Below are 22,176 nucleotides of genomic sequence, written 5' to 3'. Positions count from 1 at the left end.
CGACCTCCGCAAAATCTAAAATCCAAAATTCAAAATCTACTCTCCTTCCACCTGCGATCGATACTCATCCGCCGATAAAGCCTCATCCAGCTCATCAGGGTCGTTAATCCGAAGTTTCAAAAACCATCCTTCGCCGTAAGGATCTTCCGCCACATTTTCCGGAGCTTCCAAGATGGCAGTATTGCGTTCTATAACTGTCCCGCTGACCGGGGCATACATATCTTCAACGGCTTTCACCGATTCAATTGTCCCAAAACTCTCTCCCTTTGATAGGGCGTCGCCGATTTCTGGCAAATCCAGAAATACAATATCGCCCAGCTGATCGATGGCAAAGGCGCTGATGCCAATTGTGGCAATCTCACCCTCCAGTCGCACATACTCGTGAGAGTCCAGATATTTTAGGTCTTCAGGATATTCCAGAGCCATTGCACTTCCTTCCTCAAATACGCGCTTAAATAACTTTTACCAGCCATTAAGTTTACAGCTTCAAACCCGAATATCAGAAATATTATGGATAAAAAAAAGCTAAAACGCCTGCTTTTTGGTGAATTTTCTGTTAAAAGACTTATGCGCTCCGCAATCTTCATCTACGCTTTTCTTTGCTTCTATGCCTATTTCTTTTCCGATAGGATGATTTTTTTGCCCCAGCCGTCCAGTTATCAGGATAGTAGCGAGATTCTTAAGCTAACCACAGCGGATGGCGTGCAAATCTCGGCAGCTTATCTGCCTAATCCCAATGCCACTTACACAATTTTATACAGTCACGGTAACGCTGAAGACTTATTAGATGTGCTGTCGGTGCGTCAAGGTTTGCGGAACTTGGGCTTTGCTGTCTTCGCCTACGATTATCGCGGTTATGGAACCAGTCAGGGAACGCCTACCGAGGGCAATTCTTATCGGGATATTGACGCTGCCTATACTTATCTGACTCAGCAGCTGGGTGTGCCACCGAATCAAATTATTGCCTATGGGCGTTCGGTGGGAAGTGGGCCAGCAGTGGATTTGGCTTCTCGTCAACCGCTGGCGGGTTTAATTGTGGAAAGTGCGTTTATTACGGCGTTTCGAGTGCTGACGCGCATCCCGATTGTGCCGTTTGATAAGTTCCGCAATCTCGACAAGATTAAACAGGTGCGTTGCCCAGTCTTGGTAATGCACGGAAGGGCGGATGAAGTGATTCCCTTTTGGCATGGGGAGCAACTTTTTGCTGCTGCCAACGAACCGAAGCGCTTTTTGTGGGTGGATGGGGCAGGTCACAATGACTTTAGCTGGATTGCGGCACAGCAGTCTGAGAAAGCCCTGCGGGAGTTTGCCCAGTTGGTGGAGCAGTTTCAGAGCAATCTGCCCACAGGCTGAAGCCTGGGGCTAGGCAAAAGCCTGCATAGATAGGCTTGACTGAAGGAGCGATCGCTACTTGCTAGGAAGACGACTGGGGGAGCGATAAAAAGGTTTTTTAACCACAACTGCTGGATAAGCTTTGCCCCGAATTTCTACCTCCAATTCCTGACCAATCTGAGCCAGATTCGGAGGAACATAAGCCAGAGCAATCGGTTGCCCTACAGTAGGAGCCAAGGTGCCACTGGTAACGACGCCCACGGCTTCACCTTTAGCTAGCACTGGGTAGCCATGACGCGCAATATAACGCCCCTGCATTTGCAACCCTACTAAGCGTCGTTCTACGCCATTTGCCTTCTGTTTTTCCAAGACTGGACGCCCGATAAAATCGTCTTTGGTATCCAGATGAACCAGCCAACCCAATCCAGCTTCTAAAGGGGTGGTGCTTTCGTCCATATCTTGCCCGTAGAGGCACATTGCCGCTTCTAGGCGCAGGGTGTCTCTGGCACCGAGTCCGCAGGGTACGACACCAGCAGTGGCGAGACTGCGCCACAATTCTACCCCCACTTCTGGGTCTACCATTACTTCAAATCCATCCTCTCCGGTGTATCCAGTCCGGGCGATGAAAGCTGGTTCACTCAAGACGGTTGCTTCCAAATGTCCAAATGCCTTGATCGGCGTCAAGTCTTGTTTGACAAATTGCTGAAGATATGCCAGTGCTTGCGGCCCCTGAACGGCAATCAAAACTTTTGCCTGGGAGAGATCCTCGAAGTCAATTTGAGTAGATTCCAGTTGGGCAAATAGCCATGCTTTGTCTCTGGATCGAGTGGCGGCGTTGACAATCATCGCTCCCCGCTGTTCGCCGTCTGCATCTTCGCCTTGATAATAGAAGATAATATCGTCCAAAATGCCGCCTTGAGAATTCAGCAGGACGGTATACTGAGATTCACCGGCTTTCAGGCAGCTCAAATCTGAGGGAACTAGAGGCTGTAAGTGCGAAATCAGCTGTTTCCCCTTGAAGGTAAATTTCCCCATGTGGGAGATGTCGAACATTCCCGCTGTGGTGCGGACTGCCTGGTGTTCTTGTCCAATGCTGGTGTATTGTACGGGCATTTCCCAGCCGGAAAAGGCAGTCAATCGGGCTTTTTGTTCGAGGGCAAGTTGATACAGGGGAGTACGGGCAAGCGCGATAGCCTTCGGCATGGCTTCGCTTACCGCTGTCTCTGGATGCAATTCTTCAGACTTAGCCACAGATAGTCATTCCGTCGCAGGTGGATATCTTTTATCCTACGGGATGCTTCTTGCTTGAGCAGTATAAAACAGCCAAAGCGCGATCGCGCGGTGGATGTGGTGAAGGCGATCGCCCCTACATAGAATCAGAGCAAAGCGTGCATCGTGTCCTTGCCCAAAATGAATCAGATATGCACTTGAATTGCCTTGGGTTAGATTGATGCCATTCATCAACTTAACTTGGTGATATGCCTGCTGCCAAAACAACTTGCTTGTCAGCGGAATAATCGTTGAATCAATTGGCATTAACCAGAAGCGCTGTCGCTGGGTTACGTCGCTTAAGTCACTCAATTAATTCAACTGCGATAAAAATGCTGGTCTTGTCGAGTTTTACAGGCTTTAGAAAAGGTAGAGATGTCAACTGGAATCCCCGCATGATTCAGCCGATAAAACAGGTCTCTCATGCTCGTCAAACTTTTATCTAAGACAAAGGTAAACCAGATATCAAAGAACAATCGAGAGTGCAGAACTGGGTAGTTATGTGAAGAAAGTTGTCTCAGTACAGAATTGCCAGAGGTATCCTACACCCGCGCGGTGCCGTCAGTTCCGGCGGTGACAATCCGCTTGCCATCGGGGCTAAAACTGGCGCTGTTGACACTCCCAGAATGCCCAGTCAGTTGAGCTGATTGGGCGATGTAATCAATAAAGTTGCCTGACGCAGTAGGGTTAGCGGCGGGATTTTGGTCTAATTTCTGGTTGTTGGGAGTTTGCGCGATCGCATGATTGTGTAGCCAATATTGCGGGAAAATAGACAGGCAAGGGGTTGAGACACCGAAGGCGAACCAGGGGAGAAAAAATAGACCAATTCTTTGGAGACGCATCAAGGTTGATTGGGGAAGGCGCGGCGATTATCTACTGGAAACATATCTCTCACAATTTGGCACTTATGTAATTCGATCTTTAGTTTTTTGCCAGAAACTGGGTGTCTCAAAGAATTGCCCCTGCAAACTGGACTCTTGAAGGAAGCGATCGCCCTCTTCTCAACCAAATCTGGCGCTAGACTGGACAGTGTTGCCAAGAGTCCAACCCTATGCAGTATCCAGATAAACCTCTCACTTATCCAACTAGCCAAAAAGTCGATCGAGTTGATGACTATCACGGGACAAAGGTATCCGATCCTTACCGTTGGCTAGAAGATCCGGACTCGGATGAAACCAAGACTTGGGTTGAGGCTCAAAATCAAGTTACTTTTAGCTATTTAAATGAAATTCCGGTTCGGGAACAAATTAAGCAACGCTTAACCCAACTGTGGGACTATGAAAAATACAGCCTTCCGTTTAAAGAAGGCGATCGCGCACTTCGCTATTTCTATTTCAAAAACGACGGCTTGCAAAACCAGAGCGTTCTCTATACATTAACGTCCCTGGATGCCGAACCAAAAGTTTTGCTAGATCCCAATAAACTTTCAGAAGATGGCACCATTGCTCTGTCGGGTATTGCTATCAGCGAAGATGGGAATTTGATGGCGTATGGTTTATCCACTTCTGGTTCAGACTGGCAAGAATGGAAGGTACGCGATGTTGAGACAGGCGAAGACCTTTCGGATCATCTCAAGTGGATTAAATTCTCTAGCGCCTCTTGGACTAAAGACAACCAAGGTTTTTTCTATAGCCGCTACGATGAACCGAACGAAACAACCAAATTAGAAGACATTAATTACTGTCAAAAACTCTTTTACCACCAACTAGGTAAGCCACAATCTGAGGATGTCCTAATCTATCATCGCCCCGACCAAAAAGAATGGGGTTTCAGCGGTGGCGTCACCGAGGATGGACATTACCTAATTATCAGCGTGTGGCGAGGAAGCGATCCTAAGAATTTGGTCTTTTATCAGGATTTGACAAATCCTGAGGCGTCCGTGATTGAACTAATTAGCGAGTTTGAGGCTAGCTATAGTTTTATCGACAATGATGGCTCAATCTTCTGGTTTCGCACTGACTTAGATGCGCCTCGCGGACGCGCGATCGCAATTGATACCTGCAATCTCTCCTCGTCTCCAGTAAGTAAGGAGGGATGGCAAGAAATCATCCCACAGACAGAAGAAGTCCTCGAAGGCGTGGGCATCCTCAATAATCAGTTTGTGACTGAATATCTAAAAGACGCCCGGACTCAGATTAAAATCTTTGAGCTAAACGGTTCCTTTGTGCGGGAAGTCGAGTTACCGGGAATTGGTTCGGCTGGAGGTTTTGGTGGTAAGCGCTATGACACGGAAACCTTCTACAGCTTCACCAGTTTCACGACACCTGCCACTATTTACCGCTACGACATGGTCAGTGGTGAAAGTACAATTTTTCGTCAGCCGAAAGTTGATTTCAACCCCGCCGATTATAAGACAAAGCAGATATTTTATCGCAGCAAAGATGGCACCCATCTGCCCATGTTTATCACCTACAAAAAAGGGCTGCAACTAGATGGAACTAACCCCACTTATCTCTATGGCTACGGTGGTTTTAACGTCTCCCTGACGCCTAGTTTCTCGGTTGGCAGTCTGGTGTGGATGGAGATGGGTGGCGTCTATGCCGTCCCCAATTTGCGCGGCGGCGGCGAGTACGGTGAGGAGTGGCACCAGGCAGGAACGAAGCTGAATAAGCAAAATGTCTTTGATGATTTCATGGCGGCGGCGGAGTGGCTGATTGCCAACGGCTACACAACCCCAGCAAAACTTGCTATCGGCGGCGGCAGTAATGGGGGATTGTTGGTGGGTGCGTGTATGACTCAGCGCCCGGATTTATTCGGTGCGGCGCTGCCAGCGGTGGGAGTTATGGATATGCTGCGCTTCCATAAATTCACGATTGGCTGGGCTTGGACTTCCGATTATGGTTCTCCGGAAAACCCGGAGGAGTTCAAAGCGCTTTATGCCTATTCGCCGCTGCACAATCTCAAACCTGGGACATCTTATCCAGCCACGATGATTACAACAGCGGATCATGACGATCGGGTGGTGCCTGCCCACAGTTTCAAGTTTGCTGCCGCTTTGCAAGCAGCTCATGCGGGTGTTGCACCCGTATTAATTAGAATTGAGACTAAAGCGGGACATGGGGCTGGGAAGCCAACGACTAAAATTATTGAGGAAGTTGCGGATCGGTGGGCTTTCTTGGTGCGGGTGCTGGTGCGGGAAGTGTTTGCGTAACGGCGCGGATGAGCGATCGCGATCGCTCTACTCGAATCGATTGCTATCTCACCCAATCATCAGTCTTTATCTGTCCGATTTGAAGAGCAAATCCAAGGAGCAACCCCCTATCAAACATCACCAAAAAATATAAGTTCCATGAATCTAAAATCAGCCCAGCGTTATCAGCAATCATCCCCTATCGCATCAAAGACGGAAAAATCGAAGTTTTGTTGATCACTTCCTCGACAGGCAAACGCTGGGTGATTCCTAAAGGAATGATTGAGCCGTTTATGACTCCACAAGCTTCGGCAGCCAAGGAAGCCTGGGAAGAGGCGGGGATAGTCGGTCAGGTGCTGCCGACTTCGGTGGGGACTTACGAGTATCAAAAATGGGGGGGCACCTGCCGGGTTGAAGTATTTTTGATGCAGGTAGAAACAGTGCTGGAAGTTTGGCCCGAAGCTAGCGTTAGAAAGCGACAGTGGGTTAGCGTGAAACAAGCGGTTAAGCGCATTGAGGAAGCCGAACTCAAACGCATTTTGATCATCCCCGATACCTTCTTAACTCTACAATCGCCTCTCGAATAGCTTGAATGGTTTACGGGGCTAGGAGTGGAGGTATTTTTCAGGAATTTTTGACAATCGTTGCTTCTGCTAAAACTTAGTAGAGTCGCTCTTGTTTATGGACGCGATCGCTCTACTCTTATCGCTCAATATTCAGTAGCTAGACGAGAAATAAGCGAAGTATGCCAGATCGAAAACAACCCAATGGCTGCCGTAAAATGCTGCGGCGTACTTTTCTATTTCTAGTAGGTCTAGCACTTGCTCAAATATTAACCGAATTCTTCTCAATTCCCCAAAACCGCTCCAATTTTGCCAATCTTGTTCGTCAATTATGGGAAAAAGCGATCGCTTTATGGGAGTCTCAAAACAGGGTCGCTCAAAAACCTTTACCCAGTAGTACGCCAACACCGATAAGCAGCGTCTCTCCTCAGCCTTTGCCTTCGCCAACACCACAAACCAGCACCATTCCTGAGTCTTTACCGACGCCAACGCCGCAAACCCGCGCCACTCCTAAACCACCTCAGCCGTCTTCTAAACCCAAAGTGAAGAGTCCCGCTGTTGTCAAAGGAAAACCCGTACAAGTTACCCAAAAAACAGTGGCTGGGGTGTCTTTTTATCAAACCACAATTGACCTCTCCGACCCCGAAACTTTCATCACTCTGGGATTAGCAAATAATGCGACTTATGCCAACGGGCCAACGGTGAGCAACGGCGATGAACCTTTTGCTAAGCTGGTAGCGCGTCAGAAGGCTGCTGTGGTAGCCAATGGCACCTTTTTTGACAAAAGTAACAAGAAGTGGGTGATGGGTAACATGGTGGCTGCTGGCAGATTTCTTAAATACAGCCGCTGGGAAAACTATGGTACTACCTTGGGGATTAAAGCAGGTAATCAATTAGAAATGATTACCGCACGAACCGAAGGACAGCCGAATTGGGATCAACACTGGTTTTCAATTACTTGCGGGCCAAGACTTATTAAACAAGGAAAAATTTCTATCTCGCCGCAATTAGAAGGCTTCGCAGATCCTCATGTTCTCGGTGTAGGATATCGCACTGCGATTGGGTTTCCAGCGAATCGAAAACAATTATTTTTAATTTCTTTTCTCGCTAGTCTATCTTTGCAACAAGAAGCCAACATTATGAAAGCGATTGGCTGTATTGAAGCAATGAATTTGGATGGAGGTGCTTCAGAAGCTTTAGCCCATAATGGAAGAATTTTGCTTCCCGCAGGACGGAACCTGACGAATGTAATTGTTGTTTATGACACTAATTATCCCGCTCCTTCAGCTTTGAAAACATCTTGGCAACGCTTTCAAGCAGGCGATCGCCCCTCGATTCCTCTATAAGCTTCCTCTTGACGGATATATCTCAATGTTTGTAAAAAGCCTGCATCCTAAAGGGTGGGATCGTTACGGTTCAGTTAACAATAATTGTAGGTTGGGTTGAGGAACGAAACCCAACAATTGCTATGTTTTGTTGGGTTTCGTTCCTCAACCCAACCTACCTTAACTAAAAATAATTTAATTATTTTAAGTAAAATAAGCATTTAAATAAAAAAATTAACGATTATTTATCTTGATTGAGCGATCGCGCAATCAGTTCCCGAATCGCTTGGGCGGTGGCGGGTGCAAGTAAAACGCCGTTGCGATAATGACCTGTGGCGAGGAGAACATTGCTGTAACCGGGCAGAAGACCGATAACGGGGGCGGGGCGTCCTTCGGGGCGGGGACGCAATCCCGACCAAGTTTTAAGGATTGTGGCTTCCTCTAGGCTTGGACAAAACGCGATCGCTTGCGCCATGACTGCATCCAGATGGGCGGCATCTGCCACTATCTCATCCCCATTGCTGGGAAACTCCACCGTCGCGCCGACCCAGTATTCTGTGTCAGTTACGGGCACAATGTGGACATCATTGCCCGTAATTGTCGGCTGGAAATCTGCACGCCCCATTGGCTGCGCTAGCCGCAAGTGCAACGCTTGTCCCAATACCGGGCGAATATCAATCGGTTGTTTTAAAGATGCTGTGAGTGGGGTGGAACCCAGCCCAGCTGCCACAATTAACCAATCAACATCAATTTGCCCCGCTGTTGTTTGAATGTGGCGAATGCCCGAATTTGTTGCTTCATCTTCTAAGACGGTAACGCCAAATTTGAAGGTAACGCCGTTGCGTTGGGCAGCATCAACTAAAGCTAAAGTCAGAGCAACCGGGTCGAGTTGCCGATCTTGGGGAGAATAGATAGCGCCGATCGTCTCATGACTCAACTGAGGACAGCGAGACTTAAGTTGGGCGGCGTCCCAAATTTCTAGATGCCAGCCTTGAGATTGGCGAATTTCTACCAGTTTTTCCCAACGAGATAAATCTTCACCAGCAAAGCAGAGCATAAGAATTCCCTGCCGGTTGAAGGGGATCTGACGCTCTAAAAGCGCTTCTAGCTCTGGAATTAGGGTTTCATAGCGCTGGATGCTAGTCTGCCGCATTTTCCAGGCATTGCCCTTGATTTTGTGACTGATGACGCCCATTAAGACGCCCAATGCAGCGCCAGTGGCGGCTTGTGCGGGTGGTTGCTTGTCCAAGACTGTAATCGTTAGCCCTGGAATTAGACTGAGTTCATAAGCGATCGCCGCCCCAACAACACCGCATCCAATAATTACAACCTGACTCATCACAGAGCGCATGAGAAATGGTCATCGGTAATGGGTAATCGGTAATTATGATTAGTCCTGAATTCTTAGCCAGTAGCAACGAACTAATGACAAATGACCAAGGACTAATGACTTTTTTCCCAATTACCCATTACCCAATTGGCTATGCCTTCGGAATCAAGTTCAAGAAGGCGTCGAACTCTTGCAATACAGAGCGGAAGTTAGTCACCGCTTGCTGATAATCCGCGTCTTTAGCAGCCTGATCGATCCTGACCAGATCGTTGAATAAATCTTTTGCTGCTTCACGCGCTGCTTGTTTGTCCTGGGGAGCCAAGTTGTCAACCACACGGTTCATATTCCGTCGCAAATCTCCCATTGGTCCGTGCATAAATGTACCCACATCTACCCACTGCCGTTGTTGGATTATGGTTTGCAATTGATTGATGCGATCGCGCTGTTCTTGAATTGCCGGAAGCGATCGCCCAATCTCCTCAATCTGAGCCGCCGTGTAGCTAGGAGCCGATTTTGTTGCTGCAGTCCCACTACCGCAACTAATCGTAAATGTCGCTACCACTGCCAAAATTAAACCCAAAATAGACCGATAACGTGCCATCATCCTTTTTTTTGAAACCATGAATCAAATTTCCCCTGTCATTTTAGAGAAAAATGGGGAAAGCGCGAGAAGGAAAGAGAAAAAGAGATGATATTACCCATTACCCAATTGCCTGACGACGCAGAAAGCCTTGAATCGCATCGCTGACCTTGTCCGACCAATGGTCTTGAGGATAATGCCCGACTTCTTCCATCTTCATGATTTCTGCCTTCTGGATGGAACTAGCCAGCTGTTGCGCTTGAGTGAAGGGAAGCCAAGGGTCTTTCATCCCCCAGGCAATTAAAGTTGGCTGCGTCCAGCTACGAAAACCGGATTCTATTTCTGCCATAGACTGCTGAAGTTGGAGATTCCGCACGGTAAATAGGAGACTTCGCCCCGCATCCGAACTTTTGAGGTAGGGACGGCGGTAAATGTCTAAATCCTTCTCTGAGATCACGTAACGGCTACCACCTTCTAAGGTTCTGTCCACTAACAGCGGGTCTTGCGTTATCATATCGCCGACAAAAGGCAGACCCAGTTGTTGAATCTTCCAAGGCAGCTTGGCAGTCGTTGACACAGGTGTATTGAGGATAACCAAGCGCTCGATTTGGTCTGGATGACGCAGCGCATACTGAAGTCCCACAGACCCCAAAAATCCCTGAACTACCAGATAGAATCGCTCGATTTCCAGGTGTTGGATGAATTCTGCTAGCGCGTTAATGAAGGTATCGGGTGTATAAGCAAAGTCTCGTCGGTCTGGTTTCGCCGAGAAGCCAAAACCAATCCAGTCAGGCGCGATCGCTCTATACCCTTTCTCTGCTAATGCGGGCATTACCGCACTCCAGCTGTAACTCTGCGACGGCAACCCGTGCAGCAGCAAAACTGGCAGTTTATCAGTCCTACCAATCGGATTCTCTTCTCGGTAAAACCATTCCAAGGAACCGATTTTGATTAATTGCTCATTGGTTGACACTATCTTTGCCTGCACATCTCCCGGTTGGAAAGAGCTTACCGCAAAAGCGGGAATCTCCGGCAAACCAAGTCAACTTTTAATTTTACTATTCTGGTTAAAATTGCATCTAAGATTCCGCTGCTGAAATATTAAAAGTTAAATGATTTTTTGATAACTTGGCATTTTTTTATGGTATAGTTATTATTAGTTTAAATTTATTTTCAATGCTCATTCTTTATAATGAAAATCTGAGCGAAACTTTGAAAAATGGACAGATTTCCATTCTCTAAGTATACCTTAAAAAAAGACAATTGTATAGTATCCAGCTTTACCATTCTTATCGCGTCACCGAATAAACTTAAAAAAGGATGCTCAACCAAGTTGCGAAGTGGAGAACATCCTGTTATATTTAAACGCCAAAACAACTGAAAAAGCGCAAGTTTAGGGGAACCCAAACGAAGTGAATGCAGCTGAACAGGCCACAAACATACAAGTCGCTAGTAAGATTGCTGCTATTGTCAATCTCTTCAAATCTGAGTTTTCTGATGCAAAGGCAGATTTAAAACCTTGGGCAAATGACCCGGATACTAGAGAGTTAGTCGATCCCGATTCAATTGATATCGGCTTCCATTTTCCTGGCAGAAGTCGCTTATTTCAAAGCCGCAGCATCTTGGTGCAGATTCGGTTTTACGAAGACCCCGTGACAGGTATTCGCCGCGCTATCGGTGTCGAAGCAGCGGGTTTTGACCATAAAGGCAAACAGTGGCTTCTATCGACCGTTGAAGAGTGGCAGTTTGTAGGGGAATCACAGCCAGCGGCTGAAGTGAGGGAAAAGCTGAAGCACTTTTGTCGGCAAATATTTGAACTGTTCAACAGCGAAGAAATCGCTTAAACCGAATTAGGTGATACCCGTTGCCAAGTCTTTGGAAACCCCATCCCAACCGTCCTGAATAAAAATTTATTCCCGATCTTCCCTCGCAAAAGCGGGGGATACGGGAAGAGAGAAATTTTAGCTAATTACTCGACGACTTGGGTTGTCTGAGCAATAATTACCGGCTTGCCTTCAAATTCGGCTTCCATTTTCTTCTTGACATTCAAATCGTTGGTGAAGTTATAATCTTTCTCAAAATCAGCCAGGACGAACTTACGAACTTGCCCTGTCACCGTAACATTCTTGCCTTCAGTGATAGGAACTGCGGCAGGAACTGCATTCAAAACCAACACTTTTTCGCCACTGAATATTTTTTCGTCTTCTAACCGAAACGCTTTGGGACCAACAATTTCTTCAACTTTGCCACTTACCGTCACAGTCTGACCGATCAGTTGATCCGTGTTTTGAGCAACTTTTTCAACGGCTGTGGTAGGTTCAGGGGCAGCCGCTTCTTTCTCGACAGTTACGCAAGCAGGAACAAGCATGACAAGCAGCGAAGCTGCGATCGCGCCGCCACTGTTCCACAACCCTTGGGAAAATCTCTTCGTTATGACTTGCTTTCTATCGGCAACCCGGTTATTCGTAAATCTATTGTTCATCGCCAAAATCTCCTCGCATCTACTCGCAGCTAGTCGCTACAGCAGTAGATAACCCCCCGATATAACTCGATCTGGACTTACGCAAATATCACCACATCTGCCACCGCAACCCCCTGGGGATTGCCTCTACAAAAGGCTATATGTATAAGCTTTGCGTAAGTCCTGTTGATAAAGTTTTTCCCACTGTTTTTAAATGACCGCCCCAAGGCAGCAATTGTAAAGCCACGTCACCAGCTTTTAATCGGCGACTTGTCGCAATGGGACAGCAACTGCTAACAATTATTTTAAAAGCGAAAACTACTGCTTAGCGTCTACCTGGAGAAGGAAAACTTTGAAGCGAGCATCCCAATTCTGTATGGGAGAAGCATTCGGATAGATAAATTATCTTTTCACAGCAGTAATTTAATGCCCGAATGCTTCGCCCCTACTTTTCCACCTAATGTTTTTGTGGTTTCTTACTCCGTCACACATCCTGTGGAACAAAAACTAACTGGGTAACTAGATTGATAAGTAGAAGAACGCTTGCCAAAGATGGTGTAACGGTTATCGCGGATTTGTTCGTAAGTGCGATCGCCCATCCACTTCACTCCCGGTAAAGTTCGATATGCATCCACAAATACGCTGCCCATTGGCAACAATCGCCCAATTTCTTCTGCCGCATCACTTCCCTGCCACCGTCTCCCAGGCGTATCGGCATCAATCAAAATCATCCCCATTTCACAATCTTGGGATGTAATTCCAAAGTGGTTGAGGGCTTCTGGATCTTGCATCGGGATGTACTGAAACATCTGCCCCTTATCTAAACCTTCCAGCAGTTGCACGAGGGTGACGCAGAGATTGCAGTTGCCGTCATAAATTACGTGGTAAGTCATTGAGCTAACATATTTTTTTAGAATTAATTTGAAACGGATTTTCGACTCATACACCCAGGCTGTAGAGTAAATTTAACTTCAATAACTCAACATCTGAATATGGAAGATACACCCTTTGATATCCATCAACTTGACGATCTCGACTACGACGCAGCAGAGCCAATTCTGGATGATTACCAGGATACCCTAATCAACCTGTTTGCTAATTCTCCCGAAGGGCAGACCTATCTTGAAACTAACCCAGAAATGGGAGCTTGGATAGCACAACTTATTTACTACGGCTACTGCTACGAAAGCTTCACCCTGCCCAAGATGACCAAGAATGATGTCAAAACCGTTGTAGAAGGTCTGTTCCCCAGAAAAGTTTCCCTCCTCTCCCCGGAAGAAGCTGATGATGCAATTCCAGAACTAATGGCGTTTTGGCAATTTCTGAAGCGCGAATTTAAACTCAGCAATGCAGGCTCAATCTTGACCTATCTGCGCCAAATTCAACCCAAATTCAAGAACATCATGAATGACTCCTCCAGATTTGGTCTGGCAAAGTCATTCTTTGCGATGGGTCAACAAGCAGGCTTTGATATGACGACTCCAGAAGGATTAGAAAAATTCCAGCAGTTCTATAATGCCAACATTGCCCCTAAAATTGCGGCTCAAAACTCTGAATCTTTTGGAATGTTCGGTGGACTACTAGATTCTTTAGCAGCTGAGGCTGGTGCAAGCAAAGCCACAAGCTCTAAAGTTCCCAAGGAAAAGCAGAAAAAGACACGCAGCACCAAGCAATCCCGCACGCGCAACAGCGCAAAAAAGAAGTGAGTTTGACATCTTGCATCATTCTCAATTAGCCTCAAAACCCGCCAAGAAATAGATTTTTTGGCGGATTATTGTAACTGGTGCAAAATCTAAAGGATTTCAAAGCGCGATCGCCTGCGTGGTGTACTCAGCGCATTGCTTGTCGCGATCGCCTGAAGGCAAGCAATGCCTTAGCGGTGTATTCAGCTACAGTCCTTTGAGCAGAACTCAGTAAGAATATTCAATTGCACGAATATTTAGGCAGTGATTAGGCGGGATGAAACCCAAAATTATTGTCTGCGGCTTGGGTCTGACTGGGTATAAAATATTTTGCTTGCTAAGACAGCAGGGAGCGAGCGTGATTGGCATCCACGCCGAATCGATTCCTGATGAAGATTATGATGTCGTAATAGGAGAATTACGGGCAGCTTCTACCCTGAAAGCAGCGGGGATTCAGGAAGCCCAAACGTTAGTGCTGGCTGGGGAAGACGAGGCGCTGAACTTAGCGATTCTCACCCAAGCACGAATTCTCAATCCTCGGATTCGGATTATCAATCGGTTGTTTAATACTAGCTTGGGCGATCGCCTCAACCAGACGCTTGCAGATCACGTCACCATGAGCGTTGCTGCCCTAGCAGCACCCGTGTTTGCCTTTGCCGCCTTGGGAAGTCAAGCGATTGGGCAGTTGCGGCTGTTTAACCAAACTTGGCCCATCCACGAAGAATATATCGATGAAACGCATCCTTGGATCGGTTGCAAGTTAAGTGACTTGTGGGATGACCGTTCTCGGATGCTGATTTACTATTTGCCGGTAGACAGTCAGATGGATCTGATTTCTGCCGTAGTGTATGGGCAAAAGTTGCAAATAGGCGATCGCTTAATTGTTGGCACCCAACCCAGCGTCCGCACCTCCCGCAAACCCGCACTTCCAAAACTGCTCAAAGTCTTTACCAACCTACGACAGTTTCAGCAACACGGTCAACCGATAGCGGTTGTTACCCTTGTCCTCCTGATCACAGTTTTTATTGCCACGCTCACTTATGTTTGTGTCGATGCAAAAATTTCTGTAGTTGACTCCCTTTATTTTTCGGTTGGCATGATTACGGGTGCCGGTGGTAACGAGAAAGTCGCAGAACACGCACCCGACAGCATTAAAATCTTTACCGCAATGATGATGCTAGTCGGTGCTGGTGTAATTGGGATTTGCTATGCTCTCCTCAACGATTTTGTTTTAGGCACCCGGTTCAAACAATTTTGGGACGCCGCAAGGGTTCCAGCGCGAAATCACTACATTGTGTGCGGACTCGGTGGCATCGGGGTTCAAATCGTCAACCAACTCCATACCCACGGACATGAGGTAGTTGTCATCGAACGCGACGCCAACAATCGCTTTCTCAACACTGTCCGCGCTTTGAAAGTGCCAATAATTCAAGGAGATGCCAGTTTATCTGCCACCCTAAAAGCTGCCAATGTTGACAAGGCAGACGCCCTCTTAGCTGTCACCAGCGACGATATGGCGAATTTAGAGATTGCCCTCAGCGCCAAAGGGATTGCACCGAAGTTAGCCGTCGTAGTGCGTAATCAAGACCCCCAGTTTGCATCCCAAGCGCAAAAGGTGTTTGAATTTGATGCCGTGCTGAGTCCGACTGAATTAGCCGCACCTTCCTTCGCAGCAGCGGCTTTAGGAGGACGAATTTTAGGCAATGGAATAACTGGCGATAGTCTTTGGATTGCCTTAGCCACCATGATTACACCGGGGCATCCGTTTTGTGGCAAGCGCGTTCAAGAATCGGCAATGGATGCCGACTTTGTGCCTTTGTATATTGAAACCAACTGCCAAACGATTCACGGCTGGGATGTTTTGGAAACTTGCCTCAGTGCTGGCGATATTTTGTATTTGACGATGCCAGCAAATCGGCTAGAGCAATTGTGGCGCGTGACGCCTTCTCAACTTCTAGCTAGTTGATGAGTCTGTACTAGCTAGAAGCTTTGGTCAATAATGTTTTGACGCTTTGTAGGGACGGTTAATGCAGCAGCACTCGACTCCGAGGCCCAACGGGTTGCTCAGATGTCGTCAGCTCAATGGGGCAGCCTGCCGTCGGCTCGTTGGCAGAAGATGGGACACTTGTTGAGTTGCTGCCTTGCTTGGGCGTACAACTGGTTGCGGCTGTCGTGGAATCTAAGATCGCATGATTGACCGCAGTAGAGTCATTGCGGCTGAAGAGTGAGGGAGGCACATTTGTCCCGGATGGGGATGGGGTTCCTCCACTGGCTGGACTACCGCCACTGCTGATGGGTGCTGGGGCGGGTGTTGCGGAAGATGTGGGTGCTGGGACAGGTGTTGGGGCAGGCGCAGGTGTTGGGGCAGGCGCAGGCGCTGGCGCTGGTGCAGGGGCTGGTGCAGGGGCAGGGACAGGTGTTGGGGAAGGTGTTGGAGTAATCAAGACGGCATCCGCAGGCACTTTCACCTGTAATTTCACCGGCATACCACCGGCAGGGATAGTAAAGGTCGGAAGCGGTTTTGGCACGGTGGGGGGCAGACCATTGCCGAAATTGTATTCAGATCCAAAATCAAATACCGTGGGGCTAGTGCCTCCATTGGCAGCGCTATATCTAGGCCCTTGACCCCTAATTTCAAATACACCTTGATACTGTTGCCCGGTTTTGGGATCGGTGACAACGCCTTCCCAGTAACCTCTGGCGACAAATTCATCCTGAATTGTTCCAAATAAGGTGGTTCCTACTTGTCCGGTTTGGTTTTTGGGTTGAAGATTGCCGCTAGTCAGAACCGGAGAGGTAATGGTTCCATTCGTAGAGACAACGGGAATGCCGCGAAAGTCTACATACTGAGTGCCATCCGCTTTGGTTCCTACATAGCCAGGATTGGGTGCAGTGTACACGAGGACGCCGTTGCGGAAATATTGCCCTGCGGCATTGGTGTCAACTCTAGTTGTGCTTTGGTTAAAATTTGGGTTAGCGGGGGGAAGGGTAAAGGTACCCGTGACTGTGCCAGTACTGTTAATGGTTACTTGGGCAAAAGCACCATTCGCTCCCAAGCCAACGATCGTAGCGGTTAAACTACTGCTAATCAGTAAGCTCAAACTCAGGTGAGTTTTTGAAGATAGCGATCGCATAAATATTCTTTCCTATCAGTGTTAGCCAAAAAATAGAGCGATCGCATTGATGGCAAAGCAAAGCTTCCACCAATTTGTGCCTCACTCAATCACATATACTGGGGAAATTTGCCGAAACCGCAACGGGTTATTTCATTTATCAGAGCTTTTTCGCTTTTACTAGCTTTTGTCCTTAAAACCGGAAAGTTGCTCTCACCGTTCCCACTACTAACGTGTCATTTGCCGCATTATGGTCGGGGTTGAAAACCACCAACACCCCTGGAGTCAGGAAAATGTTATCCGTCAATCTGGCTCGATAAAACAGTTCTAGGTGCAAAGCAGTGTCACGACGCCCTCCCGGCGTTCCACTCAAATTGGTCAAAAAGTTGGGAAGATTGAAGCCATCCGGCAAGGTACTGGAAGTAATTTTCGGCGGCTGTCCAAACAAAATCCCCCCCAAATTTCCTCTCCCCAATAAGTCAGGAAACGCAGAAAATAACATCCAATTTGTAGTTTCCACAGAACCCGAAAGATTCACCGGATCTGAAGAAGTCCAGCCTCCCCAAGTTCCCAAAGTCAATCTAGGGTTAACGCGCCAAGCCAAAGTCGCTCCCACGGCGTGAGTATTAAAGGCAAAAGAAGTAGATGGCGAAATAATCGGTGCCAGGGGCGAGATTAATTGATTGTCGCCGGTGCCGATACCCAGCAAACCATCGGGAGAGTGAGAATAGATATAGTGCAACCCGATATCTAGATTATTCGTAGGTGCAATTGTTAACTGCACGCCTGCGCTGGTTCTACCACCGAATAATCCACCTTGGCTGCTATTAGTTGTAAAGCTAGGAAGTTCAGCACTATAGACGGCTTGTAAACTTAGGCGCTTGTTAATTTGCCAGTCAAATCCAATGCCGCCCGTACCGTTGCCAATTGACAGAATGGGGTTGCGCTGACCTAATAAGGAAATGGAACCATCTCCCGAACCTTCCAAAGGATTGATGCCGCGAAACGTATTAGCAGGGTTAACACCAGCCGCACCAACAATAATGCCAAAGTTATCCGTGACTGGAAACCGATAGGAAAGGTCGCTCAAAATCAGGTCGTTGTTGGTTTCTAACTCAGTCGATAACCGACCCATATTCGTGAAAACATAGGGTGCAGAAGAGGCGAGATTTCCACCCTGAAGACCCGTCAGCAGTAAATCCTGCCCTGTAAACGAGGTTGCCAGAGATACTTGAACGTTACTTGCCAGAGTCAACTGAGCCTCACCAGAACGTTCCGGCACCCCATCTCTGGGGAACAAATCTACATCCACTTGATTGCTTCCCTGCAAGCCAAAAATTGCTTGCCCAAATAGTCGAGTATTGGTAGAAAATTGCTGATTTTCGAGCTGTGCGGTGCGACTTTCTAAGTTATCGACTCGACCTTTAACTTCTGCTAGTTCGGCGGCATAATCTTGTTGAAGCCGTTGCAGGGTCGCCAAATCATCTTTAGGAATGCCTTGGAGTTGTGACAAAATTGCTTCCAGGGCAGCATTCAGGGCGGCGGCAAATTCGTAGCGACTGAGGGCACGGTTGCCGCGAAAGCTGCCATCCGGGTAGCCGGAGATGACTCCATACCGTTCTGTCAGGTTTTTTAGGGCTTGGTAACTCCAATCTGCGGGAGTAACATCTGTCAGTTGATCGACTGATGTCATTTGCGCCATTGGATCGTCTGATTCATCGCCGTCAGTCGTGTCTTCTAATACCAATTTACTGTTTTGCTGCCACCTATCAGATCCCCCGCCCCCCTGATTAAGGGGGGTTGGGGAGATCGTCTGTTGCACAGGATCGTTCGGCTGAGTTGTTGCGGGTATCTCTTGGGAGGCATTCGTAGAACTCATTTCCACCAACGAACCTCTCCCCCAACCCTTCTCCTGCAAGGAGAGGGGAGTAATATTCCCCCTTCCCTGGTAGGGAAGGGGGCGGGGGGTTAGGTTCTCCAATCGACTGGTTTGAGAAGTCAGGCGATTGGAGGTTGAGAATTCTGGCTGCGTGACTTCAACCGTGACGGCAGGCTGCAAAATGGGTTGAGGCTCAGTTGCATCGAGCGATCGCGATCGCTCGGATGGCTGAGGCATTGCTGCTGAGAGTGGCAAAGTTGAGTTTTTCCCAGCAGTTAACAGTCCGACAACTACCAGGCTGAAGTCGCTCATGAGATTCTAGTCATTCTGGATACATAGCCGTTACCTTTGACAAGCGAAATTACTAACTTCAGGAAATCAAGTAAAAAAAACGGCACCCCCGTCGGGAATGCCGTTGCGATATCAGCTTTTCGCGTCAAAAGTTACGCATTTAAGCGCTATCTTTCTTACATGGTGTGCTTTTAGCTCCCTTGTTCAAGGGGTTGGGAAATCAAAAAGACCTTAACGCGCTTCCATCCAGGCGATACACTGCTGCATCTGCTGGCGCATCGTTTCGGCGTCAGCATGGTATCGGCGTCCGTGACCGGGTAGCACCCACTCAAAGGAGTAATTAGCTAGCGATCGCATTGATTTGAGCAATTCAGGCCACGAGTACCAACAGACATCGGGGAAGGCAAACAGGTGATTTAGACTTGGCGACCAAGCGAGATGATCTCCCGCGAACAGAAATTTATTTTTGTACAGTAAAACAGTGTGACCTTTTGTATGACCGGGCACTGGGATAATTAACAAATCTGGCTCCAACTGTACTGGTTCTAAGCCAGTTAGTTGAATTTCCACATTGCGAGTCCCAGCATCGATATCATCGGTGTGAAGGATGCGCTGACACCCAAAATGCTCGGCATACTTTTGATGATCCGCCACATCATCTCGGTGCGTCAAATACATATAGCGAATCTCCCCCATTTCCTCTAGTCGCTTCACCAGAGGAGGCGTAAAACGGGGAGAATCAACTAACACATTGCCTTCCGGTCGCACAATTAAGTAGCTGGCAGCGCCATAGGAATTTTCTGCATGATAGCCGCAATGATAGACATTTTCAGCCACTAAAATCGGAAAACTGTGCTGAGCGTCTTTAACGTCTTTTGGCTTCTCGACAGTCCCAATCGAAGCGGTAGGACAAGACAAAAGAGCCTGCATTGCTCTTAATCTTTCAGCCTCATTTTCTGGCTGATGATAAACTGCTGACTGCTCATCGGTGCGATAAAATACCTCTGGAGTCATCCAGCGACAAGTATCGCAATCAATACAAGTAGTATCGACGTAAAAATCGCCACTAACATTTTCCGGGTGACGCTGAGTTAAATGAGCCATAATCTAACCTAATTGGATTTTTTTAAAAAACTTTTGGTGCAAAATCAATGCCTTAAAGTGGTTGATGCAGCCATCAATATTGGACGCTCGAACCAGGGAGATAGAAAATGCTCAATTTGCAGAAATAGGATGCTATTGTGCTTACCAAGGGATGGGTTGGCGATCGCGGAAAAATCCACCTGTGGGGCCATCATCAGGAAGGGTAGCCAGCCACACAATTGTTTCAACTCCTTGCTCAACAGACCTTGTAGCATTTGAGCCACCCATATCAGTTCTCACCCAGCCAGGACACACAGAATTCACTAAAATATTGGTGCCTTGCAACTCATTGGCAAAAACCCGCGTGAGGGCATTTAATGCGGTTTTGGACATTCGATAAGCGGGAAATCCAGTTTTCATGTCGGATAACTGTCCTGCTCCTGATGATACGTTAACAACGCGCCCATAGTGATGTTTCATCAGCGGAATTAACGCTTGGCAAAGTAGTAATGGACCGTGTAAATTTGTCTCCATCGTTTCGCAGATGGTACTAACCTTGGCGTTGAATATACTACCCTCTGAATCTCCTAAAGGATCTCTAGCAATTCCAGCATTGTTCACCAGAATATCTAATCGCCCAAACTGATTGCGAATAAACTGAGCAAGATGCTCAATACTCTCTGCATTGGTGACATCAAGCGGATGAGCAACCACATTCAAGCCTTCAGCTTGCAATTTCTCAACCGCTGCTTTCCCCTTTGCTTCGTCACGACTGGTAAGAATAACTTGGATATCTCTCTTTGCCAGTTGTCGGCAAGTTTCAAACCCCAGTCCCCGATTGGCACCCGTGACAATTGCGGCTTTCTTCATCATATCTCCTCTGCTCCCGCTGATTCCTCTGTTTCTACTCTAGACTTTTTTGCTTTTATTGAGTGTTCAGTGAAAGCTTCAGGATTGATTTATAAATGAAGTCTCAGCCGATTCTTTGGCAAGTTGCTCAGAATCTGGTTAACTGCTGGTAATTGCTATAGCAATCCTATTTAAGTTGTGCGCGAGTATTCGCCTTAGTGTAGAGACGCGATTAATCGCGTCTCTACAGGGAGAGTGCGAATCTATAGATGAGCGTACAGGAGCAAAATTAGCAACACGAATACGGTTCCCTGCACGCATTACGGCGCAAGCCACAAAGCAACATTACGCACATAAGTTTTGATATTTTCTAGGGCGCGTGGCTCTTTGTTCATGCCATCGCCGGGAGGCTCATCCACAAAGCTGGGACAACCCTTTTCGATGTCCCAGTTGTAATCGACAAAATGGTGAAAACTTGATGCAGCAACTGCACGTCCTAGGGTGTTACCGCGAGCGTCTTTTTCACGTTCGATAACAACAGCCAGATTAAAGGGACGACCTGTAATTAAGCTTTTGCCCATTGCAATAACACGAGCATTCTTTGCGCCTGCGGGAACTCCGATTGCGCCCTCGTGGGGATGAGTTGGAAAATATTCGACCAATCCAGAAGGTGAATTGGGATTGTGTAGAAGTTCGTGAATGGGTTCTGTGGGCGTTATTTTTTGATAGTCGCCGTTGCGTCCAGAATGATAGTTAGGCCAGGAAATATAGGTTGTGTAGGGGTCGTCAATGCACCAGCGAGATTCGTCGGGGTCTGGATTTTTGGTGTTGAAAAAGTGGATCGCGCCGATGTCACCCAGACCGCACATTGAGCAACCCATATCTTGATGATCGCGGGTGGTGAGGATACCTCCACCGCGTTGGCGAAATGCATTGATTCCTGCACAATCTTTTTCCGTCAGACCTTCGCCAGTATCTAATGCAAATAGCCATAGCTGGTCAAAATCTGAGCGGTCGAGGGTGCTTAAAATCGGGTCGTTGCCATCTGTATCTGACACGCGATCGCGTTCTGTCACTTCAAACAGGAGATTCCCCGCTTCATCTGTCAGGGACGCGAGATAGTCGCGTAACAACGAGAAGCGCCAAATGCTCCAGTCATCTTCTGTTGTCGGGATGGTTGTCTGTAGGAGAATGCGAATTGGTTGTGTCATAGTTTTCTACTCTTTTTAGATTAATTGGATTGGCGAGAATCCTCGGATGGCTGGGGAGACTCCGCCCCTACAGCATTC

The 22,176-nt window shown here is 47.6% G+C and carries 21 protein-coding genes; 7 read left to right on the top strand and 14 right to left on the bottom strand.

The genetic code is table 11. The annotated features are described in order from the left end of the window. Positions 1–36: 36 nt before the first annotated feature. Complete coding sequence (gene gcvH, locus AC2VDX_RS13420; RefSeq protein WP_378179243.1) at positions 37–426, bottom strand: glycine cleavage system protein GcvH; 390 nt, start codon at positions 424–426, stop codon at positions 37–39. 84 nt (positions 427–510) lie between these two features. On the opposite strand from gcvH, the gene AC2VDX_RS13415 reads away from it, so the two are divergent. Further along, positions 511–1,353, top strand: coding sequence for an alpha/beta hydrolase (locus AC2VDX_RS13415; protein ID WP_378179246.1), 843 nt, complete (start codon positions 511–513; stop codon positions 1,351–1,353). Between the two features lie 54 nt (positions 1,354–1,407). On the opposite strand, the gene gcvT is transcribed toward AC2VDX_RS13415, so the two are convergent. From gcvT to AC2VDX_RS13400, 3 genes are all read right to left on the bottom strand, one after another. Beyond that, positions 1,408–2,535 carry a glycine cleavage system aminomethyltransferase GcvT gene (gene gcvT, locus AC2VDX_RS13410; protein WP_378179496.1) on the bottom strand — a complete coding sequence of 376 codons (1,128 nt, stop codon included), beginning with the start codon at positions 2,533–2,535 and terminating at the stop codon, positions 1,408–1,410. Positions 2,536–2,619: 84 nt separating this feature from the next. After that, positions 2,620–2,913 (bottom strand): hypothetical protein, encoded by a 294-nt coding sequence (locus AC2VDX_RS13405; protein WP_378179249.1) that lies wholly within the window; start codon positions 2,911–2,913, stop codon positions 2,620–2,622. Positions 2,914–3,143: 230 nt separating this feature from the next. Then, a complete protein-coding gene (locus AC2VDX_RS13400; protein ID WP_378179251.1) occupies positions 3,144–3,443 on the bottom strand; it encodes a WD40 repeat domain-containing protein in 300 nt (99 codons plus the stop codon). 209 nt (positions 3,444–3,652) lie between these two features. On the opposite strand from AC2VDX_RS13400, the gene AC2VDX_RS13395 reads away from it, so the two are divergent. The 3 genes from AC2VDX_RS13395 (at position 3,653) to AC2VDX_RS13385 (ending at position 7,640) form a co-directional block, all read left to right on the top strand. Beyond that, positions 3,653–5,752 carry a prolyl oligopeptidase family serine peptidase gene (locus AC2VDX_RS13395; protein WP_378179254.1) on the top strand — a complete coding sequence of 700 codons (2,100 nt, stop codon included), beginning with the start codon at positions 3,653–3,655 and terminating at the stop codon, positions 5,750–5,752. A 149-nt stretch (positions 5,753–5,901) separates the two neighbouring features. Then, positions 5,902–6,318 (top strand): NUDIX hydrolase, encoded by a 417-nt coding sequence (locus tag AC2VDX_RS13390; protein ID WP_378179498.1) that lies wholly within the window; start codon positions 5,902–5,904, stop codon positions 6,316–6,318. 158 nt (positions 6,319–6,476) lie between these two features. Next, positions 6,477–7,640: a phosphodiester glycosidase family protein gene (locus AC2VDX_RS13385; RefSeq protein ID WP_378179257.1), complete on the top strand. Its 1,164-nt coding sequence runs from the start codon at positions 6,477–6,479 to the stop codon at positions 7,638–7,640. 220 nt (positions 7,641–7,860) lie between these two features. Here the strand turns inward: AC2VDX_RS13385 and AC2VDX_RS13380 are convergent, their stop codons facing one another. From AC2VDX_RS13380 to AC2VDX_RS13370, 3 genes are all read right to left on the bottom strand, one after another. Next, positions 7,861–8,958 (bottom strand): NAD(P)/FAD-dependent oxidoreductase, encoded by a 1,098-nt coding sequence (locus tag AC2VDX_RS13380; RefSeq protein ID WP_378179261.1) that lies wholly within the window; start codon positions 8,956–8,958, stop codon positions 7,861–7,863. A 142-nt stretch (positions 8,959–9,100) separates the two neighbouring features. Further along, entirely contained in the window at positions 9,101–9,571 is a 471-nt protein-coding gene (gene psbQ / locus AC2VDX_RS13375) for a photosystem II protein PsbQ (protein ID WP_378179265.1), read from the bottom strand. Between the two features lie 79 nt (positions 9,572–9,650). Continuing rightward, positions 9,651–10,502 carry an alpha/beta fold hydrolase gene (locus AC2VDX_RS13370; protein WP_378179268.1) on the bottom strand — a complete coding sequence of 284 codons (852 nt, stop codon included), beginning with the start codon at positions 10,500–10,502 and terminating at the stop codon, positions 9,651–9,653. 439 nt (positions 10,503–10,941) lie between these two features. Here AC2VDX_RS13370 and AC2VDX_RS13365 point away from each other — a divergent pair, with 439 nt between their 5' ends. Continuing rightward, positions 10,942–11,373, top strand: a complete 432-nt coding sequence (locus AC2VDX_RS13365; RefSeq protein WP_378179271.1) for a hypothetical protein — start codon at positions 10,942–10,944, stop codon at positions 11,371–11,373. A gap of 125 nt (positions 11,374–11,498) precedes the next feature. Here AC2VDX_RS13365 and AC2VDX_RS13360 read toward each other — a convergent pair whose 3' ends face one another. Both AC2VDX_RS13360 and AC2VDX_RS13355 read right to left on the bottom strand, forming a co-directional pair. After that, a complete protein-coding gene (locus AC2VDX_RS13360) occupies positions 11,499–12,011 on the bottom strand; it encodes a hypothetical protein (protein ID WP_378179274.1) in 513 nt (170 codons plus the stop codon). A gap of 455 nt (positions 12,012–12,466) precedes the next feature. After that, positions 12,467–12,883 carry a thiol-disulfide oxidoreductase DCC family protein gene (locus AC2VDX_RS13355; protein WP_378179276.1) on the bottom strand — a complete coding sequence of 139 codons (417 nt, stop codon included), beginning with the start codon at positions 12,881–12,883 and terminating at the stop codon, positions 12,467–12,469. Positions 12,884–12,982: 99 nt separating this feature from the next. Between AC2VDX_RS13355 and AC2VDX_RS13350 the strand changes: the two genes are divergently transcribed. Beyond that, positions 12,983–13,696: a hypothetical protein gene (locus AC2VDX_RS13350; protein WP_378179279.1), complete on the top strand. Its 714-nt coding sequence runs from the start codon at positions 12,983–12,985 to the stop codon at positions 13,694–13,696. Positions 13,697–13,949: 253 nt separating this feature from the next. Beyond that, the gene (locus tag AC2VDX_RS13345) at positions 13,950–15,638 is read left to right on the top strand and encodes a potassium channel family protein (RefSeq protein WP_378179281.1); all 1,689 of its coding nucleotides are present in this window, start codon (positions 13,950–13,952) and stop codon (positions 15,636–15,638) included. A gap of 58 nt (positions 15,639–15,696) precedes the next feature. Here AC2VDX_RS13345 and AC2VDX_RS13340 read toward each other — a convergent pair whose 3' ends face one another. From AC2VDX_RS13340 to AC2VDX_RS13320, 5 genes are all read right to left on the bottom strand, one after another. Further along, positions 15,697–16,806 carry a hypothetical protein gene (locus tag AC2VDX_RS13340; protein WP_378179284.1) on the bottom strand — a complete coding sequence of 370 codons (1,110 nt, stop codon included), beginning with the start codon at positions 16,804–16,806 and terminating at the stop codon, positions 15,697–15,699. A 172-nt stretch (positions 16,807–16,978) separates the two neighbouring features. Next, a complete protein-coding gene (locus tag AC2VDX_RS13335) occupies positions 16,979–18,976 on the bottom strand; it encodes an iron uptake porin (RefSeq protein ID WP_378179286.1) in 1,998 nt (665 codons plus the stop codon). A 210-nt stretch (positions 18,977–19,186) separates the two neighbouring features. Next, on the bottom strand, positions 19,187–20,059 hold the full coding sequence (locus AC2VDX_RS13330) for an MBL fold metallo-hydrolase (protein WP_378179289.1): 873 nt from the start codon (positions 20,057–20,059) through the stop codon (positions 19,187–19,189). A 141-nt stretch (positions 20,060–20,200) separates the two neighbouring features. Then, complete coding sequence (locus AC2VDX_RS13325) at positions 20,201–20,911, bottom strand: SDR family oxidoreductase (RefSeq protein ID WP_378179292.1); 711 nt, start codon at positions 20,909–20,911, stop codon at positions 20,201–20,203. 296 nt (positions 20,912–21,207) lie between these two features. Then, positions 21,208–22,098, bottom strand: a complete 891-nt coding sequence (locus AC2VDX_RS13320) for a hypothetical protein (protein ID WP_378179295.1) — start codon at positions 22,096–22,098, stop codon at positions 21,208–21,210. Positions 22,099–22,176 lie beyond the last annotated feature (78 nt).

Source organism: Coleofasciculus sp. H7-1 (assembly GCF_057473865.1).
This window is presented reverse-complemented; position numbering and strand designations above follow the sequence as displayed.

What these genes read in the sequence shown, in the direction of transcription:
- psbQ (WP_378179265.1), bottom strand. Translation starts at nt 9,571, where the DNA reads ATGGTTTCAAAAAAAAGGATGATGGCACGTTATCGGTCTATTTTGGGT.
- gcvT (WP_378179496.1), bottom strand. Translation starts at nt 2,535, where the DNA reads ATGCCGAAGGCTATCGCGCTTGCCCGTACTCCCCTGTATCAACTTGCC.
- AC2VDX_RS13380 (WP_378179261.1), bottom strand. Translation starts at nt 8,958, where the DNA reads ATGAGTCAGGTTGTAATTATTGGATGCGGTGTTGTTGGGGCGGCGATC.
- gcvH (WP_378179243.1), bottom strand. Translation starts at nt 426, where the DNA reads ATGGCTCTGGAATATCCTGAAGACCTAAAATATCTGGACTCTCACGAG.
- AC2VDX_RS13415 (WP_378179246.1), top strand. Translation starts at nt 511, where the DNA reads ATGGATAAAAAAAAGCTAAAACGCCTGCTTTTTGGTGAATTTTCTGTT.
- AC2VDX_RS13325 (WP_378179292.1), bottom strand. Translation starts at nt 20,911, where the DNA reads ATGATGAAGAAAGCCGCAATTGTCACGGGTGCCAATCGGGGACTGGGG.
- AC2VDX_RS13350 (WP_378179279.1), top strand. Translation starts at nt 12,983, where the DNA reads ATGGAAGATACACCCTTTGATATCCATCAACTTGACGATCTCGACTAC.
- AC2VDX_RS13385 (WP_378179257.1), top strand. Translation starts at nt 6,477, where the DNA reads ATGCCAGATCGAAAACAACCCAATGGCTGCCGTAAAATGCTGCGGCGT.
- AC2VDX_RS13395 (WP_378179254.1), top strand. Translation starts at nt 3,653, where the DNA reads ATGCAGTATCCAGATAAACCTCTCACTTATCCAACTAGCCAAAAAGTC.
- AC2VDX_RS13320 (WP_378179295.1), bottom strand. Translation starts at nt 22,098, where the DNA reads ATGACACAACCAATTCGCATTCTCCTACAGACAACCATCCCGACAACA.
- AC2VDX_RS13360 (WP_378179274.1), bottom strand. Translation starts at nt 12,011, where the DNA reads ATGAACAATAGATTTACGAATAACCGGGTTGCCGATAGAAAGCAAGTC.
- AC2VDX_RS13340 (WP_378179284.1), bottom strand. Translation starts at nt 16,806, where the DNA reads ATGCGATCGCTATCTTCAAAAACTCACCTGAGTTTGAGCTTACTGATT.
- AC2VDX_RS13335 (WP_378179286.1), bottom strand. Translation starts at nt 18,976, where the DNA reads ATGAGCGACTTCAGCCTGGTAGTTGTCGGACTGTTAACTGCTGGGAAA.
- AC2VDX_RS13400 (WP_378179251.1), bottom strand. Translation starts at nt 3,443, where the DNA reads ATGCGTCTCCAAAGAATTGGTCTATTTTTTCTCCCCTGGTTCGCCTTC.
- AC2VDX_RS13330 (WP_378179289.1), bottom strand. Translation starts at nt 20,059, where the DNA reads ATGGCTCATTTAACTCAGCGTCACCCGGAAAATGTTAGTGGCGATTTT.
- AC2VDX_RS13355 (WP_378179276.1), bottom strand. Translation starts at nt 12,883, where the DNA reads ATGACTTACCACGTAATTTATGACGGCAACTGCAATCTCTGCGTCACC.
- AC2VDX_RS13345 (WP_378179281.1), top strand. Translation starts at nt 13,950, where the DNA reads ATGAAACCCAAAATTATTGTCTGCGGCTTGGGTCTGACTGGGTATAAA.